Origin of the sequence: Nocardia acididurans, from assembly GCF_016741815.1 — a bacterium.
Taxonomy (GTDB): domain Bacteria; phylum Actinomycetota; class Actinomycetes; order Mycobacteriales; family Mycobacteriaceae; genus Nocardia; species Nocardia acididurans.
Genome location: NZ_JAERRJ010000006.1, coordinates 262,176 through 283,175 on the forward strand (window position 1 = coordinate 262,176; position 21,000 = coordinate 283,175).

General features: G+C 68.3%; 21 protein-coding genes. 8 read left to right on the forward strand and 13 right to left on the reverse strand.

Annotation, left to right across the window (positions count from 1 at the left end):
- Positions 1-15 precede the first annotated feature (15 nt).
- The 4 genes from JK358_RS17155 to JK358_RS17170 form a co-directional block, all read right to left on the reverse strand.
- Positions 16-876 carry a lytic transglycosylase domain-containing protein gene (locus JK358_RS17155; RefSeq protein ID WP_372440683.1) on the reverse strand — a complete coding sequence of 287 codons (861 nt, stop codon included), beginning with the start codon at positions 874-876 and terminating at the stop codon, positions 16-18.
- A gap of 286 nt (positions 877-1,162) precedes the next feature.
- Positions 1,163-2,560 carry a lytic transglycosylase domain-containing protein gene (locus tag JK358_RS17160; RefSeq protein ID WP_201948695.1) on the reverse strand — a complete coding sequence of 466 codons (1,398 nt, stop codon included), beginning with the start codon at positions 2,558-2,560 and terminating at the stop codon, positions 1,163-1,165.
- Between the two features lie 93 nt (positions 2,561-2,653).
- Positions 2,654-3,271, reverse strand: coding sequence for a DUF1003 domain-containing protein (locus JK358_RS17165; RefSeq protein WP_201948696.1), 618 nt, complete (start codon positions 3,269-3,271; stop codon positions 2,654-2,656).
- The gene (locus JK358_RS17170) at positions 3,268-4,593 is read right to left on the reverse strand and encodes a magnesium transporter MgtE N-terminal domain-containing protein (protein ID WP_201948697.1); all 1,326 of its coding nucleotides are present in this window, start codon (positions 4,591-4,593) and stop codon (positions 3,268-3,270) included. Before JK358_RS17170 ends, JK358_RS17165 begins: the two co-directional genes overlap by 4 nt.
- A 145-nt stretch (positions 4,594-4,738) precedes the next feature.
- On the opposite strand from JK358_RS17170, the gene JK358_RS17175 reads away from it, so the two are divergent.
- Genes JK358_RS17175 through JK358_RS17185 form a run of 3 tightly spaced genes read left to right on the forward strand, consistent with a single transcriptional unit; the run spans position 4,739 to position 6,781 of the window.
- Positions 4,739-5,695, forward strand: coding sequence for an HpcH/HpaI aldolase/citrate lyase family protein (locus JK358_RS17175; RefSeq protein WP_201948698.1), 957 nt, complete (start codon positions 4,739-4,741; stop codon positions 5,693-5,695).
- Between the two features lie 12 nt (positions 5,696-5,707).
- Positions 5,708-6,202 (forward strand): YflT domain-containing protein, encoded by a 495-nt coding sequence (locus tag JK358_RS17180; protein WP_201948699.1) that lies wholly within the window; start codon positions 5,708-5,710, stop codon positions 6,200-6,202.
- Positions 6,203-6,205: 3 nt separating this feature from the next.
- Positions 6,206-6,781 carry a suppressor of fused domain protein gene (locus JK358_RS17185; protein WP_201948700.1) on the forward strand — a complete coding sequence of 192 codons (576 nt, stop codon included), beginning with the start codon at positions 6,206-6,208 and terminating at the stop codon, positions 6,779-6,781.
- A 14-nt stretch (positions 6,782-6,795) separates the two neighbouring features.
- Here the strand turns inward: JK358_RS17185 and corA are convergent, their stop codons facing one another.
- Complete coding sequence (gene corA / locus JK358_RS17190) at positions 6,796-7,866, reverse strand: magnesium/cobalt transporter CorA (RefSeq protein WP_201948933.1); 1,071 nt, start codon at positions 7,864-7,866, stop codon at positions 6,796-6,798.
- Positions 7,867-7,929: 63 nt separating this feature from the next.
- Here corA and JK358_RS17195 point away from each other — a divergent pair, with 63 nt between their 5' ends.
- The 4 genes from JK358_RS17195 to JK358_RS17210 all read left to right on the forward strand — a co-directional run bounded on the left by JK358_RS17195 (position 7,930) and on the right by JK358_RS17210 (position 12,535).
- Positions 7,930-8,784 carry a PHP domain-containing protein gene (locus tag JK358_RS17195; protein ID WP_201948701.1) on the forward strand — a complete coding sequence of 285 codons (855 nt, stop codon included), beginning with the start codon at positions 7,930-7,932 and terminating at the stop codon, positions 8,782-8,784.
- Positions 8,785-8,818: 34 nt separating this feature from the next.
- A complete protein-coding gene (locus tag JK358_RS17200; RefSeq protein WP_232851409.1) occupies positions 8,819-9,121 on the forward strand; it encodes a hypothetical protein in 303 nt (100 codons plus the stop codon).
- A gap of 50 nt (positions 9,122-9,171) precedes the next feature.
- Positions 9,172-10,818 carry an FAD-binding protein gene (locus JK358_RS17205; RefSeq protein WP_201948702.1) on the forward strand — a complete coding sequence of 549 codons (1,647 nt, stop codon included), beginning with the start codon at positions 9,172-9,174 and terminating at the stop codon, positions 10,816-10,818.
- A gap of 505 nt (positions 10,819-11,323) precedes the next feature.
- Positions 11,324-12,535 carry an NAD(P)-dependent malic enzyme gene (locus JK358_RS17210; RefSeq protein WP_201948703.1) on the forward strand — a complete coding sequence of 404 codons (1,212 nt, stop codon included), beginning with the start codon at positions 11,324-11,326 and terminating at the stop codon, positions 12,533-12,535.
- Positions 12,536-12,775: 240 nt separating this feature from the next.
- Here the strand turns inward: JK358_RS17210 and JK358_RS17215 are convergent, their stop codons facing one another.
- The 7 genes from JK358_RS17215 to JK358_RS17245 form a co-directional block, all read right to left on the reverse strand.
- Positions 12,776-13,744: an endonuclease/exonuclease/phosphatase family protein gene (locus JK358_RS17215; RefSeq protein ID WP_201948704.1), complete on the reverse strand. Its 969-nt coding sequence runs from the start codon at positions 13,742-13,744 to the stop codon at positions 12,776-12,778.
- A 61-nt stretch (positions 13,745-13,805) separates the two neighbouring features.
- Positions 13,806-14,405 carry a response regulator transcription factor gene (locus tag JK358_RS40365; protein ID WP_201948705.1) on the reverse strand — a complete coding sequence of 200 codons (600 nt, stop codon included), beginning with the start codon at positions 14,403-14,405 and terminating at the stop codon, positions 13,806-13,808.
- 50 nt (positions 14,406-14,455) lie between these two features.
- Positions 14,456-14,878 (reverse strand): CBS domain-containing protein, encoded by a 423-nt coding sequence (locus JK358_RS17225; RefSeq protein WP_201948935.1) that lies wholly within the window; start codon positions 14,876-14,878, stop codon positions 14,456-14,458.
- 91 nt (positions 14,879-14,969) lie between these two features.
- Positions 14,970-15,650, reverse strand: a complete 681-nt coding sequence (locus tag JK358_RS17230) for an ABC transporter permease (protein ID WP_201948706.1) — start codon at positions 15,648-15,650, stop codon at positions 14,970-14,972.
- On the reverse strand, positions 15,647-16,372 hold the full coding sequence (locus tag JK358_RS17235) for an ABC transporter permease (RefSeq protein ID WP_201948707.1): 726 nt from the start codon (positions 16,370-16,372) through the stop codon (positions 15,647-15,649). The genes JK358_RS17230 and JK358_RS17235 overlap by 4 nt, the downstream gene beginning before the upstream one ends.
- Positions 16,369-17,517, reverse strand: coding sequence for an ABC transporter ATP-binding protein (locus JK358_RS17240; protein WP_201948708.1), 1,149 nt, complete (start codon positions 17,515-17,517; stop codon positions 16,369-16,371). The genes JK358_RS17235 and JK358_RS17240 overlap by 4 nt, the downstream gene beginning before the upstream one ends.
- Positions 17,518-17,536: 19 nt before the next feature.
- Entirely contained in the window at positions 17,537-18,427 is an 891-nt protein-coding gene (locus tag JK358_RS17245) for an ABC transporter substrate-binding protein (protein WP_232851478.1), read from the reverse strand.
- A 276-nt stretch (positions 18,428-18,703) separates the two neighbouring features.
- Between JK358_RS17245 and JK358_RS17250 the strand changes: the two genes are divergently transcribed.
- Positions 18,704-19,660 carry a glycine betaine ABC transporter substrate-binding protein gene (locus tag JK358_RS17250; protein ID WP_201948710.1) on the forward strand — a complete coding sequence of 319 codons (957 nt, stop codon included), beginning with the start codon at positions 18,704-18,706 and terminating at the stop codon, positions 19,658-19,660.
- A 49-nt stretch (positions 19,661-19,709) separates the two neighbouring features.
- On the opposite strand, the gene JK358_RS39305 is transcribed toward JK358_RS17250, so the two are convergent.
- Positions 19,710-20,963 carry an AAA family ATPase gene (locus JK358_RS39305; protein ID WP_201948711.1) on the reverse strand — a complete coding sequence of 418 codons (1,254 nt, stop codon included), beginning with the start codon at positions 20,961-20,963 and terminating at the stop codon, positions 19,710-19,712.
- Positions 20,964-21,000 lie beyond the last annotated feature (37 nt).

Below are 21,000 nucleotides of genomic sequence, written 5' to 3' on the forward strand. Positions count from 1 at the left end.
GGCCTCCGCTTCGGTTCAGATGCGCGGCAGCTGCGAGGCCATCGGCGTGATGCCGGTGTTGTAGGCGGCCTCCCAGGCCATCACGTTCGTCACGTAGGCCATGGAGTTGTTGTAGCGCAGGATGGCGCGCGACTGCTGCGCCGGATCCCGCATATCGAGATTGCCGGAGCACAGGTACTTTCCGGCGGTGAGCGCCGCGTCGTACACGTTCTGCGGATCGGCGATGCCGTCGCCGTTGCCGTCGGCGGCGTAGCGCTGCCAGGTCTCGGGCAGGAACTGCATGGAGCCGACCGCGCGGTCGTAGCCCTGCAGCCCGTCCAGGTAGCCGTCGTCGGAATCGTGGATCACGTTGTTGCCGTAGAGGCTTCCGTCCAGCACCGGTCCGTAGATGGGGGTGATGGCGTTGCCCGCCTCGTCGGCCTTGCCGCCGAAGGAGTGCGTGGACTCGACGCGGCCGATGCCGGCGAGCAGTGACCACGGCATGCCGCACACCGGATTGTCCGCTGCCAGAATGCGTTCCGCGTTGCGGTAGGCGGCCTCGGAGATGCCGGGCATGCCGAGTGTTCCGGCGGGCAGGTCGGCGGGGACGCGGCCGTCGGGCAGGGCGACCGACTTCACCTGGGGCGGCGGCGGGGGCGCGAGCTGCTTGGCTTCCTTGAGCAGGGGTTCGGCGACCGGAGCCGCCTCGAGTCTGGGTAGGTTCCCGTCGGCGTCGGCATTGAGCATGCGGTGCTGCAGGGGGCTCGCGAGGGTTTCCGCGATGCCGCCGTCGGCCGCGCCGGTGACGGTGGCCAATCCGGCCGGGACGAGACTCGTGAGAGCGATGACCGATCCGCGTCGAACCTTCGGAACCGGGGGTTTGCGATGGCGTCCCACTGTGTCGTTGCCCTCCATTGTCATTCGGTTGAGACCGGGGTGACGAAGTGGAGGCCACGTTACCTCATCCGAGACCGTTCCGTTACCCCTCTGTGACAATTAATGGGGGATTCGCGCTTGAAGATCTCGAAACGGGGTACGCGAGAGGGCGCTGTCACCAGCGTAGGGCAGAGTCCCCGCGTAGCAAGCGGATTCGGGCGAATCGGACTACGGAACGTTTCGGACCCGGACGCCAGACGCCCCGGGGCACACGGCCCCGGGGCGTCTCGGTCTCGCGGTGGCCGGGTTACGGCGCGGGGGCCGGAGCGGGCAGCGGGATGGTGATGCCGAATGGCAGCGTGATGCCGGGCGCGGCCGGTGTGGGCGGGGCGGCTTCGACGGGCGCCTCGGCCGGAGCCTGCTCGGCGGGCGCGCCCACATTCGGCTCCGGGGTCTTCTGCGGCTGCTGTGCGTCCTGCGGCTGCTGCTGTGCGGCTCCCGGGTTCTGCTGCTGCTGATCGTTGACCGTGGTGCAGTCGGTGGTCTTCTCGATCGGCTTGCCGTCCGGGCCGAACTGCTGCTCGGTCTGCTGGGCGGCCGCGACGTTCTCGTCCTCGGGCTTGGCATCCGGATTGGTCTTGGCCGGATCCTGCGCGGTCGCATCGCAATTGGGCGTGACCGGCTGGACGGGCGCCGGGCAGAAGATGCCGCAGGGGATGGGCGGCAGGCCGGGGATGGTGATCATCACCTCGGTCTGCGTGGTGGTGGTCGGCGGCTGCTCGGTGGTGGTGGTCGTGGCCGCCTCGATGGTGCTGTTGGCGGCGGCCATATCCGGCACGGGGGCGGTGAGATTGCCGGGCTGGACGAGTGTGGCCGAGATGTCGACGGTGGTCGGCTGGCCGCCGGTCTTGTAGGCGTTCGACCAGCTCAGCACCTGAGCCGCGTACGACATCGAGTTGTTGTAGCGCAGGACGGCTTTCAGCTGCTGCTGCGAATCGCGCAGATCCAGGCCGCCGGAGCACAGGTACTTGCCCGCGGCCAGCGCCGCGTCGAAGACGTTGTTCGGATCCGACACGCCGTCGCCGTTGCCGTCGGCGGCGTAGTGCACCCAGGTGCTGGGCAGGAACTGCATCGGGCCGACGGCGCGCACATAACCGCCGTCGGAGGCCCGGATGATCTCGTTGCCGGGAAGTGTCCCGTCGAGTGCCGGACCGTAGATGGGCTGGATGGTGGTGCCCGCCGCGTCGGTGCGCCCGCTGCTCGCGTGCGCGGATTCGATGCGGCCGATGCCGGCCAGCAGGTTCCAGGTGAGGCCGCAGCCGGGCGTGGAGGATTCCAGGGCCAGTTCGGCGTTGCGGTAGGCCGCGAGCACGATCTCCGGGATGCCGAGGGCCCCGGTGCCGCCGGGCAGTGCGATGTTCTGCAGCGGCACGGTGCCGCCGAAGAGCGGGCTGCCGTCGCTGGGCGGGGTGAGGGCGCTGAGTTTGCGCGGGGCGTCGGGCGCGGCTGGAACCAGACCGACCAGTTGGTCCGAATTTGCCTCAGTATTGGCCACATTCTGGCCCGCCGAGGAGGCGGCCAGCAATGCGTCGGGAGCCGCCGCGGGGGCTGTCGACTGCACGGTGGTGGTGGCCGAACCGGCGGTAACCAGACCCGCTATGAGCAGCGCGGACGCCGTCACCGGAGCACTTATCTTCTTCGCCACCACACAATCCCCTCAGTCGTGCGGCCGGACCCGGGTGATGTCACTCATACCAAGCAGTGTCTGGGTCGGTCGCTCGGAACAACGTGATCCAGGTTACCCATCAGTCAGCTCGTTCGGTACCGCCTTGGGTGCAGACTCGCCATCTTTTTGCGATGAAATCGGAACCTGTGGACTCTTTCGGTCGGTACTCTTCTTCTTTTTCCGTACCGGAGCCACCTCTCCGTCCGAGGCCAGTTTCTCCAGTCTGACCAGGGTTTCCTTGACGTCCTCCAACTCCCGGCGCAGGTAGTCGCGAGTGGCCACTTCGCCCACCGCGAGCCGTAGCGCCGCGAGTTCCCGTGCAAGGAATTCGGTGTCGGCCTTTGTCTGGGCTGCTCTGGAGCGGTCCTCTTCCAGAGCCACCCGGTCGCGATTGTCCTGCCGGTTCTGCGCCAGCAGGATGAGCGGCGCGGCATAGGCGGCCTGGGTGGAGAAGGCCAGGTTGAGCAGGATGAACGGATACGGGTCCCAGCGCAGCTTCACCGCGAAGACATTGATCGCCACCCAGACGATCACGATCACTGTCTGGATCGCCAGGTAGCGGCCGGTGCCCAGGAAGCGCGCGATCTGCTCGCTGGTGCGCGCCAAAGCCTCAGCGTCCCAATCGAATCCGCGGAACCGGGATTCGACCGGGGTCTCCAGGCGCTGGCGGGCGGTGGACTTGTCGGTCATTTCCGGCCTCCCGTTCCCTCGATCAACGGCAGGCCGTGCACGTCGTGGTTATCCTCGTCCTTCTCCCGCCAGTCCTCGGGCAGCAGGTGGTCGAGCACATCGTCGACGGTGACCGCGCCGAGCAGGTGGTTCTCGGTGTCCACCACCGGGCCGCAGACCAGGTTGTAGGTGGCGAAGTAGCGGGTCACGGCGGTGAGCGAGGCTTCCGGGCGCAGCTGCACCAGATCGGTGTCGACCAGGCCGCCGACCAGATTCGCCGGAGGTTCGCGCAGCAGTTGCTGGAAGTGAACGCAGCCCAGATAGCGACCGGTCGGTGTGGCGGTCGGCGGGCGCACCACGAACACCATGGTCGCCAGCGCCGGGGTCAGCTCGGGATCGCGGATGCGGGCCAGCGCCTCGGCGACGGTGGTGGAGGCGGTGAGCACCACCGCCTCCGGCGTCATGAGACCGCCCGCGGTGTACGGCGCGTGTGCGAGCAGCCGCCGCACCGGTTCGGAATCCTCCGGATCCATCAGCGCCAGCAGCGATTCCGCCTCGCCCTCGGGCAGCTCGCCCAGCAGGTCGGCGGCATCGTCGGGATCCATGGCCTCGAGCAGGTCGGCGGCGCGCTCCACGCCCAGCTCCTCGAGCAGATCCACCTGATCGTTCTCCGGCAGCTCCTGGACCACGTCGGCGAGCCGCTCGTCGTCCATCGCCCCGGCCACCTCCAGGCGGCGCTTGCGCGGCAGATCGCGCAGCATGTGCGCGACGTCGGCCGGGCGCATGCCCTCGAACTGCTCCAGCAGCTGGGTGACGTCCTGGCCGGGCAGATTCAGTTCGGTCTGGGTGAGCCCGCGCACCTGCGCCCAGTCCACCACGTGCACCGCGCCGCGCCGCCCGAAGCCCACGCCGAGCCGCCGGCGTTCCCGCACGGCGACCCGCGAGACCACCCAGTCCCGGGTGCGGGTCTGCTCGATACCGAGGTCGACCACCACCACATCGGAGTCGGCGAGCTGCGGCAGCTTCGGATCGTCGACCCGCACGGTGGAGTCCAGAAGCTGTGCGATGGCGAGCAATTCACCCGCGCGCTGTTGGAAACGCCGCACGCTGATGGTGCCGGTGGTGAGCGTGACCGAACCGGGTTCGATGGAGGTCACCCGCAGGATCGGCACGAAAATCCGCTTCCGCGTGGGCAGTTCGACCAGGATGCCCAGGACGCGCGGCTGCTGGCGGTCGTAGCGGATGGAGATCACGAGGTCGCGGATGCGGCCGATAGACTCCCCGTCCGGTCCGAGTACCACCAGGCCCGCCATGCGTGCGGCGAAAACCTTTGTCGCTGCCATGACTGCCAGGCTAGTGCGTCCGGACCGCCCGAAATGTCGCGCCACGAGCGCGGACGCCGACATGAGCGGTCAGGCCCGGAGGCGGCAGCCCGCGTAACCACGGAGGGCCCCGCTCATGTCGCGTTGGACACAGAAGGAGTGACCCATGACATCACGCCGATCGGTACTCGCCGTGCCGGGAAGTAACCCGCGCATGATCGAGAAGGCCAAGGGGCTCGATGCCGACGAGATCTTCCTGGATCTGGAGGATGCGGTGGCTCCGGCGGCGAAAGCGGCGGCGCGGGCGAACATCGTGGCGGCGCTGAACTCGGGTGGCTGGAAGGACCAGATCCGCGTGGTGCGGGTCAACGACTGGAGCACCCAGTTCACCTACGCCGATGTGATCACCGTCATGGAGGGCGCGGGCGCGGAATTGGACGCCATCCTGCTGCCCAAGGTCACCGACGCCGGTCAGGTGCAGGCGCTGGACCTGCTGCTCACCCAGCTGGAGAAGACCCTCGGCCTGCCCGTCGGCAAGATCGGCATCGAACCGCAGATCGAGAACGCGCTCGGCCTGCGCAATATCGACGCCATCGCCACCGCCTCCTCGCGCGTGCAGACCCTGGTCTTCGGCCCGGCCGACTTCATGGCGTCGATCAATATGCGCACCCTCGTGGTCGGCGAACAGCCCGAGGGCTACGAGCCCGGCGACGCCTACCACCACATCTATATGACGATCCTGCTCGCCGCCCGCGCCCACGGCCTGCAGGCCATCGACGGCCCCTACCTGGCGGTTCGCGATATCGACGGTTTCCTTCGCAACGCCGCCCGCACGGCCGCCCTCGGTTTCGACGGCAAATGGGTCCTGCATCCCGATCAGATCACCGCGTGCAACGAGATCTTCTCCCCGCGTCAGGCCGATTACGACCGCGCCGAATTGATTCTCGACGCGTACGCTTTCCACACGTCCATAGCAGGCGGCGCGCGCGGCGCGGTCATGCTGGGTGACGAAATGATCGACGAGGCGAGTGCGAAAATGGCGCAGGTCATAGCCGATAAGGGCAGGGCGGCCGGAATGGCGCGAACCACGCGTTTCGAAACCCCGTCCGACGAGTCGAAATAGCATGATGGAGTCATGACGAATCCCTTGGGGAACGCGAACCGGAACCGTCCGGGTCTCCCGACGCCACCGTCGGGCTGGCCGGTCGGCTCCTATCCGACCTACGCCGAAGCGCAGAAGGCCGTCGACTACCTGGCCGACAATGCCTTCCCGGTGGAGACGGTGACCATCGTCGGCGTCGACCTCATGCAGGTCGAGCGCGTGCTGTACCGCCTCACCTGGGGCAAGGTCCTGGCCGGGGGCATGGTGTCCGGCGCGTGGCTGGGCCTGTTCCTGGGCCTGCTGCTGTCGCTGTTCGGCACCGGCGGTCATGTGATCGGCCCGCTCACCGTGGGCCTGATCGGCGGCATCATCTTCGGCCTGATCTCCGCGGCCATCCCGTACGCCGCCACCCGCGGTCAGCGCGATTTCGCCTCCACCATGCAGCTGGTGGCGGGCCGCTACGACGTCCTGTGCGATCCGAAGGCGGCCGAGCAGGCGCGTGACATGCTCGCCCGGCTGGCCATCTGATCCATGGACGTGCTCGACTCGGTCCGAGCCGGTGTGCTCGGACATTTCGGTGTGCAGCGGGCCGACGCCGCCTCGGTGACCTTCCTGGGCCTGGAGCCCATCGAGATCCTCCGTATCCCCGACGGCGATCTGGTCCACTACGTCACCCTGGGCGGCTCGCGGCATCCGATGACGGATCCCACTGCGGCCGTGGCCGATCCGGTGCGCGGCCCGCGCGCCGAACTGGTGCTGACCCTGCGCGGCGGGGTGGGCGCGGCCTCCGGCCTGACCCGGACCCTCGCGGTCCTGGTCGCGGCTCCGGCCGTGGAAGGCATTGTGCTGCAACAGGATGCGCTGCTGGATCTCGGAGAACCGTTGTGGGGCAACGCTTCTTTCACCGCCGCGCTGCTCGGCAAGTCCGATATCGCCGAGGTGGCACTCCCCGAACCGGCTGAGCCCGTTCAGTTCCTGAACGTCGCGCCCATCACCGCCACCGAGGCCGCCTGGGTGCGCATCCGCGGCGCGGACGCCCTGCGGACGGCCTGGGCGGAAGCCGCGATCGATGTCCGTGATCCCGGGCGCGGGGCCGCACAGCTGTAGTCCCGCACCGGGTTTCAGAGCCAGTTGTTGCGGTGGAAGGTGTAGTACAGCAGGCCGCACAGCAGCACCATGAGGGCGATGACGCCGCCGTAACCGTAGGTCCAGCGCAGTTCGGGCATGTGGTCGAAGTTCATGCCGTAGATGCCGGCGATCATGGTGGGCACGGCGGCCATGGCGGCGTAGGCGGAGATCTTGCGCATATCGGTGTTCTGCTGGACGCTCACCTTGGCCAGCGCGGCATTGATGAGGGCGCTGAGGGATTCGTCGAAGTCCATGATCTGCTCGGTCACCGCGGTGTGATGGTCGGTGACATCGCGCATGTAGCGGCGAATCTCCTTGGGTAGCGGCAATCTCTGGTCGTGGGTGAGCAATTGCAGCGGCAGCGCGAGGGGTTTCACGGCGCGGCGCAGCTCCACCACTTCCCGCTTGAGCTGGTAGATGGCCTCGATGACGATCTTGTTGGCGGGGGTGAAGACGGCCTCCTCCATCTCGGCCACATCGTCCTCGATCTCCTGCGTGACATCCACGTAGGCGTCCACCACGTGATCGGCCACCGCGTGCAGCACCGACGCCGGTCCGAGCTGCAGTTGAGACGGGTTGGCCTCCAGCACCTTTCGCACGCCCGCCAGTCCGGTCTGGTCGCCGTGCCGGACGGTGATCACGAAATCCGCGCCGAGGAACACCATGATGTCGCCGGTGTCCACGATCTCGGCGACGGAGTTCAGTTCGTGTTCGTGGTAGCGCACCGTGCGCAGCACCAGGAACAGGATGTCGTCGTAGCGTTCGAGTTTCGGCCGCTGATGCGCGTGCACCGCGTCCTCCACCGCGAGCTCGTGCAGCCCGAACGCGATGGCGACGTCGGTCATCAGTTCATTGCTGGGTTCCATCAGCCCCAGCCACACGAATCCGGTGCCCCGCTTGCGGACTTCGTCCAGCGCCTGCTGATACGTGCACTGGTCCAGCAGCCGTCGTCCTTCGACGTAGACGCCGCAGTCGATCACCAGGTTGGCGGGCTCCTTCTCGGTCTTGTCCGCCCTGGTGTTGTACCGGCGCGAGGACCAGCGGAGCGAGGGCAGCGGCGGCATCGAGGACACCCGGCGATGCTAGCCCGCGGAGGTCCCGGTCGCGGTGCAGGCAAGATGGGGGTCGTGCGTATCGATCTCCACACTCATTCCACCGCGTCCGACGGCACCGACACCCCGGCCGAGCTCATCGCGGCCGCGGCGGCGACCGGTCTGGACGTGGTGGCGCTGACCGACCACGACACCACCGCCGGCTGGGCGGAGGCCGCGGCGGCCCTGCCCGCGGGCATGAGTCTCGTTCGGGGCATGGAGATGTCGTGTGTGGGCATGGGGGAGGACGGCTATCCGGTGCCCGTGCACATGCTGGCCTACCTGTTCGATCCCGCCGACGAGTCCTTCGCGCAGGAGCGCGAACGCCTGCGCGCCGAGCGGATCGTGCGGTTGCGCGCCATCGCGGAGAACATGCGCGCCGACGGGCTGCCCATCGATCCGGACGCGGTGCTGGCCTCGGCGGGTCCGTCGGCGGGCCGTCCGCATCTGGCGCGGGCGCTGGTCGCGGCGGGCGTGGTGCCGACCGTGGACGCCGCCTTCCAGGATCTGCTGGCCCCGCACGGCCGGTACTACGTGGAGAAGGCCGACACGCCGCTGCGACGTGCGGTCGAGATGGTGGCGTCGGCGGGCGGGGTCAGTGTGGTGGCGCACGCGCGGGCGCGGAAGCGCGGGCGGCTGCTGTCCCTGAACGATATTCGTGAACTGGCCGAGCTCGGTCTGGGCGGGCTGGAGATCGATCATCCCGACCACAGTGAGGAGGATCGGCGGATGCTGCGCGGGCTGGCCGGTGAACTGGGTCTGGTCACCACCGGATCCTCCGACTACCACGGCAGCAACAAGACCATTCGGATCGGTGAATTCACCACCGACCCAGCACAATTCGAGGAAATCGTGGGCAAAGCGAGCGGGGTGCCGGTGATCACGGGGTGAGCGGGCGAGTCGAGAACGTCATCGGGGGTGCGGTATGGGTGAACGCGGGGGTCGTGCGGCCGAGGTCGTCGTGAGGGTGCTGCGCGGGTTCAGCGGGGTGATCGCCGCGGGCACGGTGGTGCTGGCGCTGGTCGTCGTGGGTGCGGAGGTGCTCGGTTACCGGCGGGGATTCCCCGGGCCGGGGGCCGCCGATGTGGCGTGGCATGTGGCCGGGGCGGTCGTGGCGCTGGGCGCGCAGATTTTCGCGGATCGGCGTCATGGATTCGCGGCCTTTTGTGGATCCCTGGTCGTTTTCGCGGTAGCCGGTTATCTGCTGTGGGCGCAGTGGTGGAATTGAAATGCGCATAACGGTTGCGAGTAGTTGAACTGTGGTCGAACATTTGCGATATGACCGAATTCGACTCCGATGTGCTGGTAGTAGGAGGCGGTCCGGCGGGGGCCTGGGCGGCGCTGGCCGCGGCGGCCGCCGGTGCTCGGGTGATCGTGGTCGACAAAGCCCGATGCGGTAGCAGCGGACCCACCGCGCGCGGTGTGGTGACCCTGTGGAACATTCCGCTCGACGCCCGGGACGAAGCCGTACGGCAGAGTTTCGCGCACGGCGGCGGACTCGGCGATCCGGACTGGATGTACCTGGTCATGGAGGAAACCCACCGGCGTGTCGGGCAATTGGTGCGTGGCGGGTTCCGGTTCCAGGGTGACAATGCCGGCCGGGCCGCGCGCGTGTACCTGGACGGCGCGAAATATCTGGGCCGGCTGCGGCGCAGCATGGTGGTGGCGGGGGTGCGGATTCTCGACCATCATCCGGCCCTGCAATTGATCACCGACAAAGACGGCATGGTGTCCGGCGCGTCGGGAATCGCCCTGCCGGACGGGCACGCCTGGACCGCGCGGGCGCGCGCGGTGATCGTGGCCACCGGCGGCTGCGCATTTCTGTCCGGCGGCGCGGGCACCGACGCGGCCACCGGCGACGGATTGCTGATGGGCGCGGAAGCCGGGGCCGAACTGTCCGGCATGGAATTCTCCAATGCGTATTCGCTCGCACCCGCCGCGAATTCGGGGCCGTTCGGCGCGGGCGCGGCATTCGCCACCGATCAGGTCATGCATTTCGCCACGCTCTACGACGAATCCCGCGCCGTGCTGAGCGGCCAGGGATGCGGTTCGCGCGCACAGGCTTTCGCGGCCATCGCGGACGGTCGCCGCGTCTACGCCGATCTCGGCGATCTGCCGGGGCGGCTGCGCGCGGAACTGCGCGAGCAGGGCGGACCGGATTGGCTGGGCCGGGTCCCGTTGCGCGCGGTCCTGGAGGGCACCGTGCGCGGCACCGGCGGCCTGCGCCTGTCCGGCACCGACTGCGCCACCACCGTCCCCGGCCTCTACGGCGCGGGCGATGTGACGACCCGCGAACCGGTCACCGGCGCGGTCAGCGGTTTCGGCGGCCAGAACGGCGCGTGGGCCATCTCCTCCGGCGTGTGGGCGGGCGCGGGTGCGGCCCGATTCGCGAAGACCCGCCGCAAACTCGGCAAGGTGCGCGCTGTCTCCGGCGCGGGCCTGGGCCCCAAGTCCCGCCTGGACCCGCGCGCCGTGATCGGCCTCGTCCAGGAGCACACGCTCCCGCTGCGCCGCAGCTACTGGCGCAGCGAGGACAGCCTGCGCGACAGCATCGGCGAACTCGACGGCCTGTGGCCCGGCGTCGAATACGCCCTCGGCGGCGCCGGCGCGGCCCGCCTGCACGCCCGCCAGGCCGCCGCCCTGCTGGCCGTGGCCCGCTGGACCAAGTACTCCGCCCTGGCTCGCACCGAAACCCGCGGCATGCACCGCCGCACGGATCATCCGGGCGCGGGCACGAATTGGCGGGTGCGCCTGATCTCCGGCGGTGTGGACTCGGTGTGGGTGCGCCCGGAGCGCATGGCCGCCGATGTGGAACAGCCCGCGCCCGAAGCCGCGATCCAGGTGCCTGGACGTCGGCGGGCGCCGCAGCACGCGGGCGCGTTCGTCGCGCCCGAGCTCACAGCGGCAGACGTCACGGTGGTGTGACAGCTCACCGGCGTGGCCGTTCAGCCGGCGAGACATCTCACCGCCGGCAGCGCGACCGGCTCGTGACTGTTCTCCGCAACCCGGGCCCCACGTGCGAGTTCTCCTTAACCGGCAGGTGATTCGGGTCGCCTACGCTTCGTGGATGGTGATGCAGCGGGACGGCCCGGGGGGCGATTTGGCGGGTCGTCCGGGTGACTGGCAGAATGTGTCGATCCCCGGCCGCAGCCACCGCCCGGCCCGGGAACCCGGTGGTTCACTCACCCTGCCGCCCCTCCGGACACACCCGTCCGGTTCTCGCTCGACGATCTTTGCAGCGAATTGCCCCGGCCTTGGTTGTCATGCCTTGCCCGCGTCACCCGAATCGATGAAGGTGGCACAGTAGTGCGCAGCCGACAGCGTGGTCAGGTGCATACCTCAGAGTCTTCGAAAACCCAAATCCCCATTACCGAACGGTAACCGTCAATCGGTTGAGTCCGCACCGAGCAGGAGTGAAATCGTGTCACCCGTGACTGAAGCAGTGAATGCCACCACGGCGAACCCCGCATCCCCCACCGGGAATCTGTCCGACATCACCACGGAAGAGATTTTCGCGGGTCACCTCGGCGGCAAGCTGTCGGTCGAACTCACCGCACCGCTGGACACCCAGCGCGACCTGTCGATCGCGTACACCCCCGGTGTCGCCCAGGTCTGCCGCGGCATCCACAAGGACGAGTCGCTCGCCAAGACCTACACCTGGGCCGAGCGCCTGGTCGTGGTCGTCTCCGACGGCACCGCGGTGCTGGGCCTGGGCGATATCGGCCCGCGCGCCTCGCTGCCGGTGATGGAGGGCAAGGCGGCGCTGTTCAAGAAGTTCGCCGGCCTGGACTCCATCCCGATCGTGCTGGACACCAAGGATGTCGACGAGATCGTGGACACCCTGATCCGCCTGCGCCCGAGCTTCGGCGCGGTCAACCTGGAGGACATCTCCGCGCCGCGCTGCTTCGAGATCGAGCAGCGGGTCATCGAGGCGCTCGACTGCCCGGTCATGCACGACGACCAGCACGGCACCGCCATCGTGGTGCTGGCGGCGCTCAAGGGCGCGGCCACCTTCCAGGGTCGTGACATGTCCGGCCTGAAGGTCGTGGTGTCCGGTGCGGGCGCGGCCGGTGTCGCGTGCACCAACATCCTGCTGGCGGCCGGCGTCTCCGACATCATCGTGCTCGACTCCAAGGGCATCGTGAGCCGGGACCGCGGCGACCTCAACGGCGTGAAGGCCGAGCTGGCCACCCGCACCAACCCGCGCGACATCACCGGCGGCCCCGCCGAGGCGCTCGCGGGCGCGGATGTGTTCCTGGGCCTCTCGGCCGGCACCATCGCCGAGGAGCTCATCGCGTCGATGGCCCCCGAGTCGATCGTGTTCGCCATGTCCAACCCGGACCCGGAGATCCACCCCGAGGTGGCCTCCAAGTACGCCGCCATCGTGGCGACGGGCCGCTCGGACTTCCCGAACCAGATCAACAACGTCCTCGCCTTCCCGGGCGTCTTCAAGGGCGCGCTGGATGTCGGCGCGCGCCGCATCACCGAGGGCATGAAGGTGGCCGCCGCCGACGCCATCTTCAGCGTCGTGAAGGACGAACTCTCGGCTGACAAGATCATCCCCAGCCCCCTGGACCCGCGCGTGGCTCCGGCCGTCGCCGAGGCCGTGGGCGCCGCCGCCCGCGCCGAGGGCGTGGCATAACCCCACTCTGAGCTCTCGGCCCCCTTGCAGCAAGCTGCAAGGGGGCCGAATTGCATTGGGGCAGAGAAACCCCGCCCCCCTTGCGATTCGGGCTGCGAGAGCTTCCGTTTCGTCGCTGGGCTTCTGGCCCTGTCCCTGTTGCGATTCGGGCTGCGAGAGCTCCTGTTTCGTCGCTGGGCTTTTCGCCCCGTCCCTGGGGGTTCGGGGGCGAAGCCCCTGAGAATTCAACGAGAGTTGTTGCTACTGCTTCGGTAGGTAGAGGTCCACCAGTAGGGCGCGGTGGTCGGTGCGGGGGAGGGCGTGGGCCGAGACTTCGCCGATGTCGATGCGCTTGTCGGCCAGCACGTGGTCGATGGTGATGGGCGGGATGGGTTTCCGGTCGCCGTGGCGGCCTTCGTAGGGGCCCCAGGTGGCGGTGAAGCCGGAGCCTGCGGTGGCGGCGGCGTCGCGGTAGCCGCGGGTGAGGAGATCGCGGAAGGGTGCGTGGTCGAGGGTGGAGTTGAAGTCGCCCAGCATGATTCGCGGATTGTCGGTGGTGCTGCGCGGTTGACTGTTCAGATCGCGCCGCCAGTAGGCGAGGTTGTCCAGGTGTGCGGGGGGTGTGGTGTGCACCGATTCGATGATGACCCGGAAGCCCTGATCCGAGGTCAGCGTCGCGTAGGACTGCGCGAACTGCCCGGGGTTCATCCGGACCCCGCCGTCGGCGAGCGCGTGCCGCGAATACACCGCCGAGCCCGAGGCTTTCGGCAGCGGGTTGGTCTGCGCGAACGGTAGTTCGATGTCGAGTCCCGCTGCGCGCAAGGCGGTTTCGGCTTCCGGCGTGTATTCCTGCAGGGCCAGCACATCCACCGCGTTGTCGCGTACGAATGTCACCAGCGCCGCCGGATCGGCCGCCCCGAACTGCATGTTCACCGTGAGCACGCGGAGCGCGCCGGGACCCTGCGCCAGTGTGCCGAACGACCGGGGCAGCACCGCGCCGCCGAGTATCACCACGGCCAGGAGCGCGAAGGCCGCCAGTTTCCAGCGCCGCAGCGCGAGCATGAGCAGCAGCGGAATCAGCGACCACGCCGCGATATACGGTGTGAATGCCAGTAATTGCACGAACGGCCCGCGTTCGAGCCCGGTGAGCCGGACCAGCGCCACCACGACGGCGGGTAGTACGAACAGCAGGCACAGCGCGGTGCGGGTGGCGGTGGAGTCGACCTTCATGATCTTCCCCAAGCTACCGGCGCACCACGCGGCCGTCGAAGAGCCGATCGCGAGACGGTCTTCACATCTCGGTGCGCAGGATGTATCCCAGCCCGCGCACGGTGTGCAGCAGGCGCGGCCCGTATCGCTCGATTTTCCGGCGCACCGCGCTCACATTCACCTCGACCAGATTCGGATCGTAATTGTCGTATCCCCATACGCCGGTGAGGATTTGGGTTTTGCTGAGTACCCGGTCCCGGTGTCTCGCGAAGTAGGTCAGCAGTTTGAATTCGGTGGCGGTGAGCGCGATGGTGTGCCCGTCGCGCTGTGCGATTCCGGCTTCGACATCGATTGTCATATCGCCCACGGTGATTCGTGTCCGGGTCTGCGCCGCGCGCTGGAGCAGGACTGTCACATAGGCCAGGGTGTCGGCGGGGGAGGTCAGCACGACCGCATCCGCGGTGGATCGGGCTCGCACGGTGCCGAGCAGCGTGCGCCGGTCGCAGCCCGGCAGTGCGGGGTCGATGATGACGATGTCGGGCCGGAAGCGGGTCAGGTCCTGTTCCAGATGCGTGTGGTCGGCGCGGCCGAGCACCTCGTGCCCGGCCGCGCTCAGTGTCGACGCGACCGCTGTGCGAATGCCTTCGGTAGCGGCGATGACAAGAATTCGTCCCGCTCGCACCCGGTCATTCTGCGACGGTCACCCGGGATTCCGCTCTCCGGGGAGTCGAATCAATGCGGAATAGATACGGCCGTGACGAACTGCATGAGCTGTTCATCACTGATATTGCGGGCCAGATCCGATTCGCAGATCATGCCGATGAGTTTCTTGCCGTTCTTCATGTCGATGACGGGCAGGCGTTTGATCTGATTGCGCTCCATCATGTCCAGCACGGCGCTGACGTCGGTGTCGGCGTCCACCCAGCGGGGCGTGCCCTGCGCCAGATCTCCGGCGCGCACGCGGCTGGGGTCGTGGCCTTCGGCAATGCAGCGCACGACGATGTCACGATCCGTGAGCATGCCGATCAACCTGTCGTTATTGCAGATCGGCAGGGCGCCCACGTCCATATTGCGCATCATTTGCGCGGCGCGGTCGAGGGTTTCGTCGGCGGGGATACAGGTGGCATCTCGGTGCATGATGTCGCGCGCCTTCATGGCCTTCACAGCAACCTCCTGAGGGGGTGGGTGTTGGTGGAACGGCACTACTTCGGGCCACGTTCCATCGTGATCCACCTCACAGGGTTGGTCAATGGTTCGATTTGCTCAGCGATTGCCTGACGCCGGGTGCGGAGAGCCGGACGGCGAGCGCGAGCAGCCCGTCCAGGGCCAGGGCCAGGGCCGCGACCAGAATCGCGCCCACCAGCACCCGGTCGTATTTGTAGAGCCCGATGCCGTCGAAGATGTAGCGGCCGAGCCCACCGAGGTTGACGTAGGCGGCGATGGTCGCGGTCGCCACGACCTGGAGCGTGGCCGCGCGCAGGCCGGTGAGCAGCACCGGCAGGGCATTGGGGAGTTCCACGCCCAGCAGGATCTGACGTTCGGTCATCCCCATGGCCCGTGAGGCGTCCACGACGGTGGCGTCCACATTCGCGACCCCCGCGTACGCGCCCGCCAGCAGTGGCGGTATGCCGACGGTGAGCAGGGCCAGCAGCGGCGGAATCAGCCCGAGCCCCATGAGCAGCACGAAGAAGGTGAGCAGGCCGAGGGTCGGCAGCGCGCGCATGGCATTGGCGAAGCCGACGATGGCCGCCGAGCCGCGCCGGGTGTGGCCGATGAGCATGCCGAGCGGCACGGCCAGGATCGCGGATCCGGCCACCGCCAGGAAGCTGTACCAGAGGTGCTGCCCGATGCGCATGCCGATGCCGGTCGGGCCGGACCAGTTGCCGACGGTGGTCAGGTAGTCCCAGGCCTGTGCGAAAAGGTTCATGCCCCAGCGCCTTTCGCCGGTGTCGTGCCCTTGGTGAGGGTGACGTCGGTCAGCGGCGTCTCGGCGGGGCGGCGGATCCGCCGGGTGCGGCCGCCGCGCAGCCACGGGGTGGCGAGGACGCCGAGCAGGTAGATGACCCGGTCGAGGGCCAGTGCCAGCACCAGCACCACGATGATGCCCGCCACGATCTCGTCGGGATAGTCGCGCTGATAGCCCTGGGTGAACAGTTTGCCGAGCCCGCCGACCCCGATCAGTGCGCCCACGGTCACCATGGAGATATTGGTGACCGCCACGACCCGCAGGTTGGCGATGAAAACCGGTAGGGCGAGCGGGAATTCGACGGTGAGAATGCGGCGCACCGGCCCGTAGCCGATGGCGTCGGCGGCGTCGAGCACCTCGGCGGGCACGGTGTCGAGGGCGGCGGGCACCGCCACGATCAGCAGTGCCACCGAGTAGATGGTCAGGGCGACAATGACATTCAGCGGGTCGATGGTGGAGATGCCGAGCAGCGGCGGCAGGATCACGAACAGTGCCAGTGACGGAATCGTGTAGGCGATCCCGGCGACGGTGACGGTGATGCGGCGCAGCCACCCGTACCGGTGCGCCACCGCTCCCGCCGGGATCGAGATCGCGAGTCCGAGCAGCAGGGGTACCAGCGCCAAACTCAGGTGTTCACCGGTGTAGCCGCGGATCTCGGCGAAGTTGTCGAGGAGATACCTCACCGCGATTCCTGTTCGAAGAAGTGCCGGTTGCGGTCCGCATCCTCTCCGGCGCGCTGCCGGGCCAGCTGTTCGAGCACGTCACCGGCACGCACCCCGCCGATGACCGCGCCGGAATCGTCCACGGCCACACCGATTCCCGATGGCGAGGAGACGGCGGCGTCCAGTGCCAGCCGCAGATCTCCGCCGCTGGGGAACAATGATCCGCCCGCGGACATGCTGTCGTGCAATGGCTTTCCGGCGCGCACGCCCTCCACGCCGGTGACATCGACCCAGCCGAGCGGATGCCGGTTCTCGTCCACGACCAGCACCCACTGCCCGAGTTCGAGTCGCTGCGCTGGGATCTCGGCGACGGTGGCGGTGGCGACCTCGTGCACCGGCACTCCGGAGGCGCTGCGGAACGACAGCCCACGATATCCGCGATCGCGTCCGACGAATCCGGCGACGAAATCGCTGGCGGGCTGGGCGAGCACCTCCTGCGGGGTGTCGTACTGCTGGAGCCGCCCGCCCGGACCGAAGACCGCGATCTTCTCACCGAGCGTGACGGCTTCGTCGATATCGTGTGTCACGAACACGATGGTCTTGCGCAATTCGGCTTGCAGCCGCAGCATTTCGGCCTGCAATTCGGCGCGCACCACCGGGTCGACGGCGCTGAACGGTTCGTCCATGAGCAGGATGGGCGGGTCGGCGGCCAGCGCCCGCGCCACTCCGACGCGCTGTTGCTGACCGCCGGACAGCTGCGCCGGATACCGTTGCGCCAGAGAGCGATCGAGTCCGACGCGGTCGAGTACCTCCAGCGCGGCCTTGCGCGCCTGCGACCGCCGCATGCCTTTCAGTACGGGCACGGTGGCCACATTGTCGATGACGGTGCGGTGCGGCAGCAGCCCCGCGTTCTGGATGACGTATCCGATGCCGAGCCGCAGTTTCACCGGATCCTGCGCCGAAATATCCTGGTCCGCAATGAGTATCCGCCCGGAGGTGGGCGTGATCATGCGGTTGATCATGCGCATGGAGGTGGTCTTCCCGCAGCCGGACGGGCCGACGAACACGGTGAAGGAGCCGGATTCGATACGCAGATCGAGATATTCGACGGCGGTGGTGCCGTCCGGGTAGGTCTTGGTGACGTTGCTGAATTCGATATCGGACACGCCGTCCCCTCCTGTGCGGTTACGCGATCGGCTTGTCGAGCCCCTGCGCGACGATCCACGCCTTGGCCGCTGCCGCCGGTTCGGTCTTGCTCGCGCCGGAGACCGCGGTGTTGAGCGAGATCAGTTCGGCGGTGGTGAGTTTCGCCGACAGCGCGTCGAGCACCTTGACCAGCTTGTCGCTCTTCTTGGCGACGTTGAACAGCGGCACCACGTTCTGCGCCGGGAAGTTGTTCTTGGGGTCGGCCAGCACCACCAGGTTGTTCTCGACGATGGCGGGGGAGGTGGTGAAGATGTCGGCGGCGGTCACCTGGCCCTCGACGAGGGCGCGCACGGTGGCCGGGCCGCCGCCGTCCGCGATGGGCACGAAGTTGTTCGCGGCGATGTCGAGGTTGTAGTTCTTCTTCAAGCCGGGCAGGCCGACCGGGCGCTCCTGGAATTCGGCGGGCGCGGCGAATTTCACCTCGGCCGAGTGCGCGGCGAGGTCGCCGATGCTGGTGAGGTTCCAGCGGTCGGCGGTGGCGCGGGTGACGACCACGGCATCCGAGTCCTGCGCGGGTGCGGGTGTCGCGATGGCGAGCTGGTCACCGAGCGCACCGGTGAGCGCCTTGTCCACGTCGGCGGCGGAGGTGGCGGTGGCCGATTTGTCCAAGTACAGCAGCAGGTTGCCGGTGTAGTCCGGGATCAGCGAGATGGAGCAGTTGCGCAGGGCGGGCACGTAGGCTTCGCGGCTGCCGATATTGAGTTTGGTGTCCACGCTGAACCCGTTGACGCGCAGCACTTCGGCGTACAGGTCGGCGACGGTCTCGGATTCCGGGAAGTTGGCGGAGCCGACGGTGATCTTGTTGGTGTCGCCGTCACAGCTGCCACCACTGGCCAGCGGGTCGGAGTCACCGCAGGCGGTCAGCGCCATGGCGGCGGCCAGCGCGACGGCCGCGGCGAGTACGCGCGCGACACTGAGGGCCGGTCGTAGTCCACGACGGCCACGCGAGGTGCGAGGGGATTTCACTGCTGTCCTTCCGACGTCCCGGGCAGTTCGGGGCCGGCGGGCCGGATCGGGCCACGCCAGAATGTCCATACTGCCCGGTTCGTCCCCGGGCCGCTGGGTTCCGGGGTGCGTTTCGCGGATTCCGCGGTCTGTTGCGTGCCGCCGTGCGATCGGTCCACCCCGGCAGGCAGACTGTCACGCATGATCGGCGGAAGAGTTCGCGGCGGGCGGGGTCGTGGCGTCGCACAACCGAAGTCGCGCTGGCTCGGCTCCCTGGTGGTGCTGGCGCTCGCGGCGGGGGCGGTGTCCTGCGGCAGTGATTCGGAGACCCCGGTGATCACCGTAGGTGCGGGTGACTCGTACCAGTCCATGGTCATGGCCGAGATCTACGCGGGGGCGCTCGCCCGCACCGGCGCGAAGACGGTCGTCAAGGACAAGCTCGGCCTGCGCGCCGACTACCTGGCTGCCCTCGACGCCGCCGACGCCACCCTGGTCAGCGACGACACCGGCGACCTCCTGCACAGCCTCGATTCCGCTTCCACCGCATACAAACCCGATGCGGTGCTGAAGGCTCTGTACGCCGCCATGCCCGAGGGCCTGACCATCTCCGACCCAGCCGACGGCACCGACCTGCGCTCGACGGTTGTCACCACGGCCGCCGCCGGCCTGCCCGCGAATCTGAAGGAGCTGGCCGCCCGCTGCTCCGAACTGACGGTCGGCATCAACACCGCCGCCGGTGCGGACCCGCTGCGCCCGCCTTTGAATCCGAGGGTCGATGTCGCCGACCGCCTGCGCGAGGTCTACGGCTGCCGCCTCGACCCCACCCGAATCGCCGAGTACCGCAGCGACTCCGACGTCCAGGCCGCGGTCGAGAGTGGTGTCATCCAGCTCGGCGTCCTCTCGATGCCCGCCGCCTTCCTGAAGGGCGGCGCGGGCGCCACGATCCCCCTCGCCGATCCGGACTACGCCTTCCGCTCCCAGCAGGTGATCCCGGTGCTGCGCAAGGGCGTCCTCACCGAAGACCAGATCAAGAAGCTCAATTACGTTGCGGGCGAACTGGATACGGCCGCCCTGGCCGAACTCGTCCGCCGCGCCCGCGACGACCTCTCCAACCCGGCCGCCCTGGCCCGCGAATGGCTGGACGCCCACGCCCTGTAAGCGGCGTGCCTGATACGCCAGGCCACAGCATGCCGGAATGACGGGGGGATCAGTCGCCTGGTTCCGGTGGCGCTCCGAGCAGGGTCCGGGTGAGTGTGGCCGCGTTGTCGTTCATCTCCGCGAGTGCGCCCGCCAGGTCGGCGTCGCCGACGACGGTGCCCACCTCGTCCGGCCGGCAGATGATCGCCCGCAGTGCTGCCCGCCGCAGCAATTCCTTGATGAACGAGGCGGTTTGGCCCTCGGTGGCGGCGATGATCGGCGCCGGATCGGCGGTCACCTTCATGCCCCGGCTGTAGAGCCGCAGCAGCGCTTCCCGCCCACGCGCGTCGGGGCGCGGAATCTCGACGGCGAGATCGACCCGCCCCGGCCGATCGGCCAGCGCCTCCTCCAGATCTCCGGCCCGGTTGGTGGTGAGCAGGAAGGTGACGTCCGCGTCCCCGCCGATCCCGTCCATCGCGTCCAACAGGCTGAACAGCAAGGGGTGTCCGGTGGGGGAGTAGCTCCGATCGCGCGCGATGAGATCCACGTCCTCCACCACGACCACGCTCGGTTGCAGCTTGCGTGCCAGATTCGCGGCATGCTCGATCAAACCCATTGCCGCGCCGGTCAATACGATAACGGTGCTGTCGGAGAGCCGGTTCATCAGGTAGCGCACGGTGTGCGTCTTCCCGGTCCCCGGCGGCCCGTGCAGCAGCAGTCCGCGTTTCACGTGCTGTCCCGCCGCGAGCAGTTCGGTGCGGTGTTCGGCGATGGCGACGGTATGCCGCTCGATGAGTTCCAGCGCGCCCTCGGGCAGCACGACCTCGTCCGCCGCCAGGTGCGGCCGAGGCAGGAAGCTGATCAGCTCGTTGCGGCGGTGCTCGCTGTAGCCGAAGGACAGCACCTGCCCGCGAAAGACATTGTGCGCGTCCATGAGCTGTTCGATTCGGTTGCGGGTGACGGTGGCGGTGACCCGGTCGGCCGCCAGCACCTCGACCTGGCAGTTCTCGCTGCCGAAGTGCGGATTCGAGCCGCGTACGCACAGGATCACCGGGGTGCCGTCGGGGGCCGTGGTCGCGGCGAGACCGAATTGCACGGCTTCGGTGACCTCGTCGGGGCCGATGGCGACGGTGACGAAATCCGGTGCGCCCAAGCGGTAGTGGCCGTGGTGGATGCTGCTGTAGAGCAGCCCCATCACATCGTCGCCGGAGCGATGCGCGCCCGACAGTCCGAACCAGTCGGCCTGCCCGCGCTCGGCCAGATAGGCGTCCACGCCGCGTTGCAGATTGGCGTGTTCCCAGGCCCGCCAGGTCTGGTTCACCACCGTGGTGTCGGTGACGCCGATGCGGAGATGGCCGGTC

Bases quoted from the DNA above. Each gene is read 5' to 3' on its own strand.
- JK358_RS17200 (WP_232851409.1), top strand. From the start codon at position 8,819: ATGGGTGAACGCGGGGGTCGTGCGGCCGAGGTCGTCGTGAGGGTGCTG.
- corA (WP_201948933.1), bottom strand. From the start codon at position 7,866: ATGCCGCCGCTGCCCTCGCTCCGCTGGTCCTCGCGCCGGTACAACACC.
- JK358_RS17250 (WP_201948710.1), top strand. From the start codon at position 18,704: ATGATCGGCGGAAGAGTTCGCGGCGGGCGGGGTCGTGGCGTCGCACAA.
- JK358_RS17165 (WP_201948696.1), bottom strand. From the start codon at position 3,271: ATGACCGACAAGTCCACCGCCCGCCAGCGCCTGGAGACCCCGGTCGAA.
- JK358_RS17205 (WP_201948702.1), top strand. From the start codon at position 9,172: ATGACCGAATTCGACTCCGATGTGCTGGTAGTAGGAGGCGGTCCGGCG.
- JK358_RS17215 (WP_201948704.1), bottom strand. From the start codon at position 13,744: ATGAAGGTCGACTCCACCGCCACCCGCACCGCGCTGTGCCTGCTGTTC.
- JK358_RS17175 (WP_201948698.1), top strand. From the start codon at position 4,739: ATGACATCACGCCGATCGGTACTCGCCGTGCCGGGAAGTAACCCGCGC.
- JK358_RS17170 (WP_201948697.1), bottom strand. From the start codon at position 4,593: ATGGCAGCGACAAAGGTTTTCGCCGCACGCATGGCGGGCCTGGTGGTA.
- JK358_RS17225 (WP_201948935.1), bottom strand. From the start codon at position 14,878: ATGAAGGCGCGCGACATCATGCACCGAGATGCCACCTGTATCCCCGCC.
- JK358_RS17230 (WP_201948706.1), bottom strand. From the start codon at position 15,650: ATGAACCTTTTCGCACAGGCCTGGGACTACCTGACCACCGTCGGCAAC.
- JK358_RS17180 (WP_201948699.1), top strand. From the start codon at position 5,708: ATGACGAATCCCTTGGGGAACGCGAACCGGAACCGTCCGGGTCTCCCG.
- JK358_RS17185 (WP_201948700.1), top strand. From the start codon at position 6,206: ATGGACGTGCTCGACTCGGTCCGAGCCGGTGTGCTCGGACATTTCGGT.
- JK358_RS17245 (WP_232851478.1), bottom strand. From the start codon at position 18,427: ATGGCGCTGACCGCCTGCGGTGACTCCGACCCGCTGGCCAGTGGTGGC.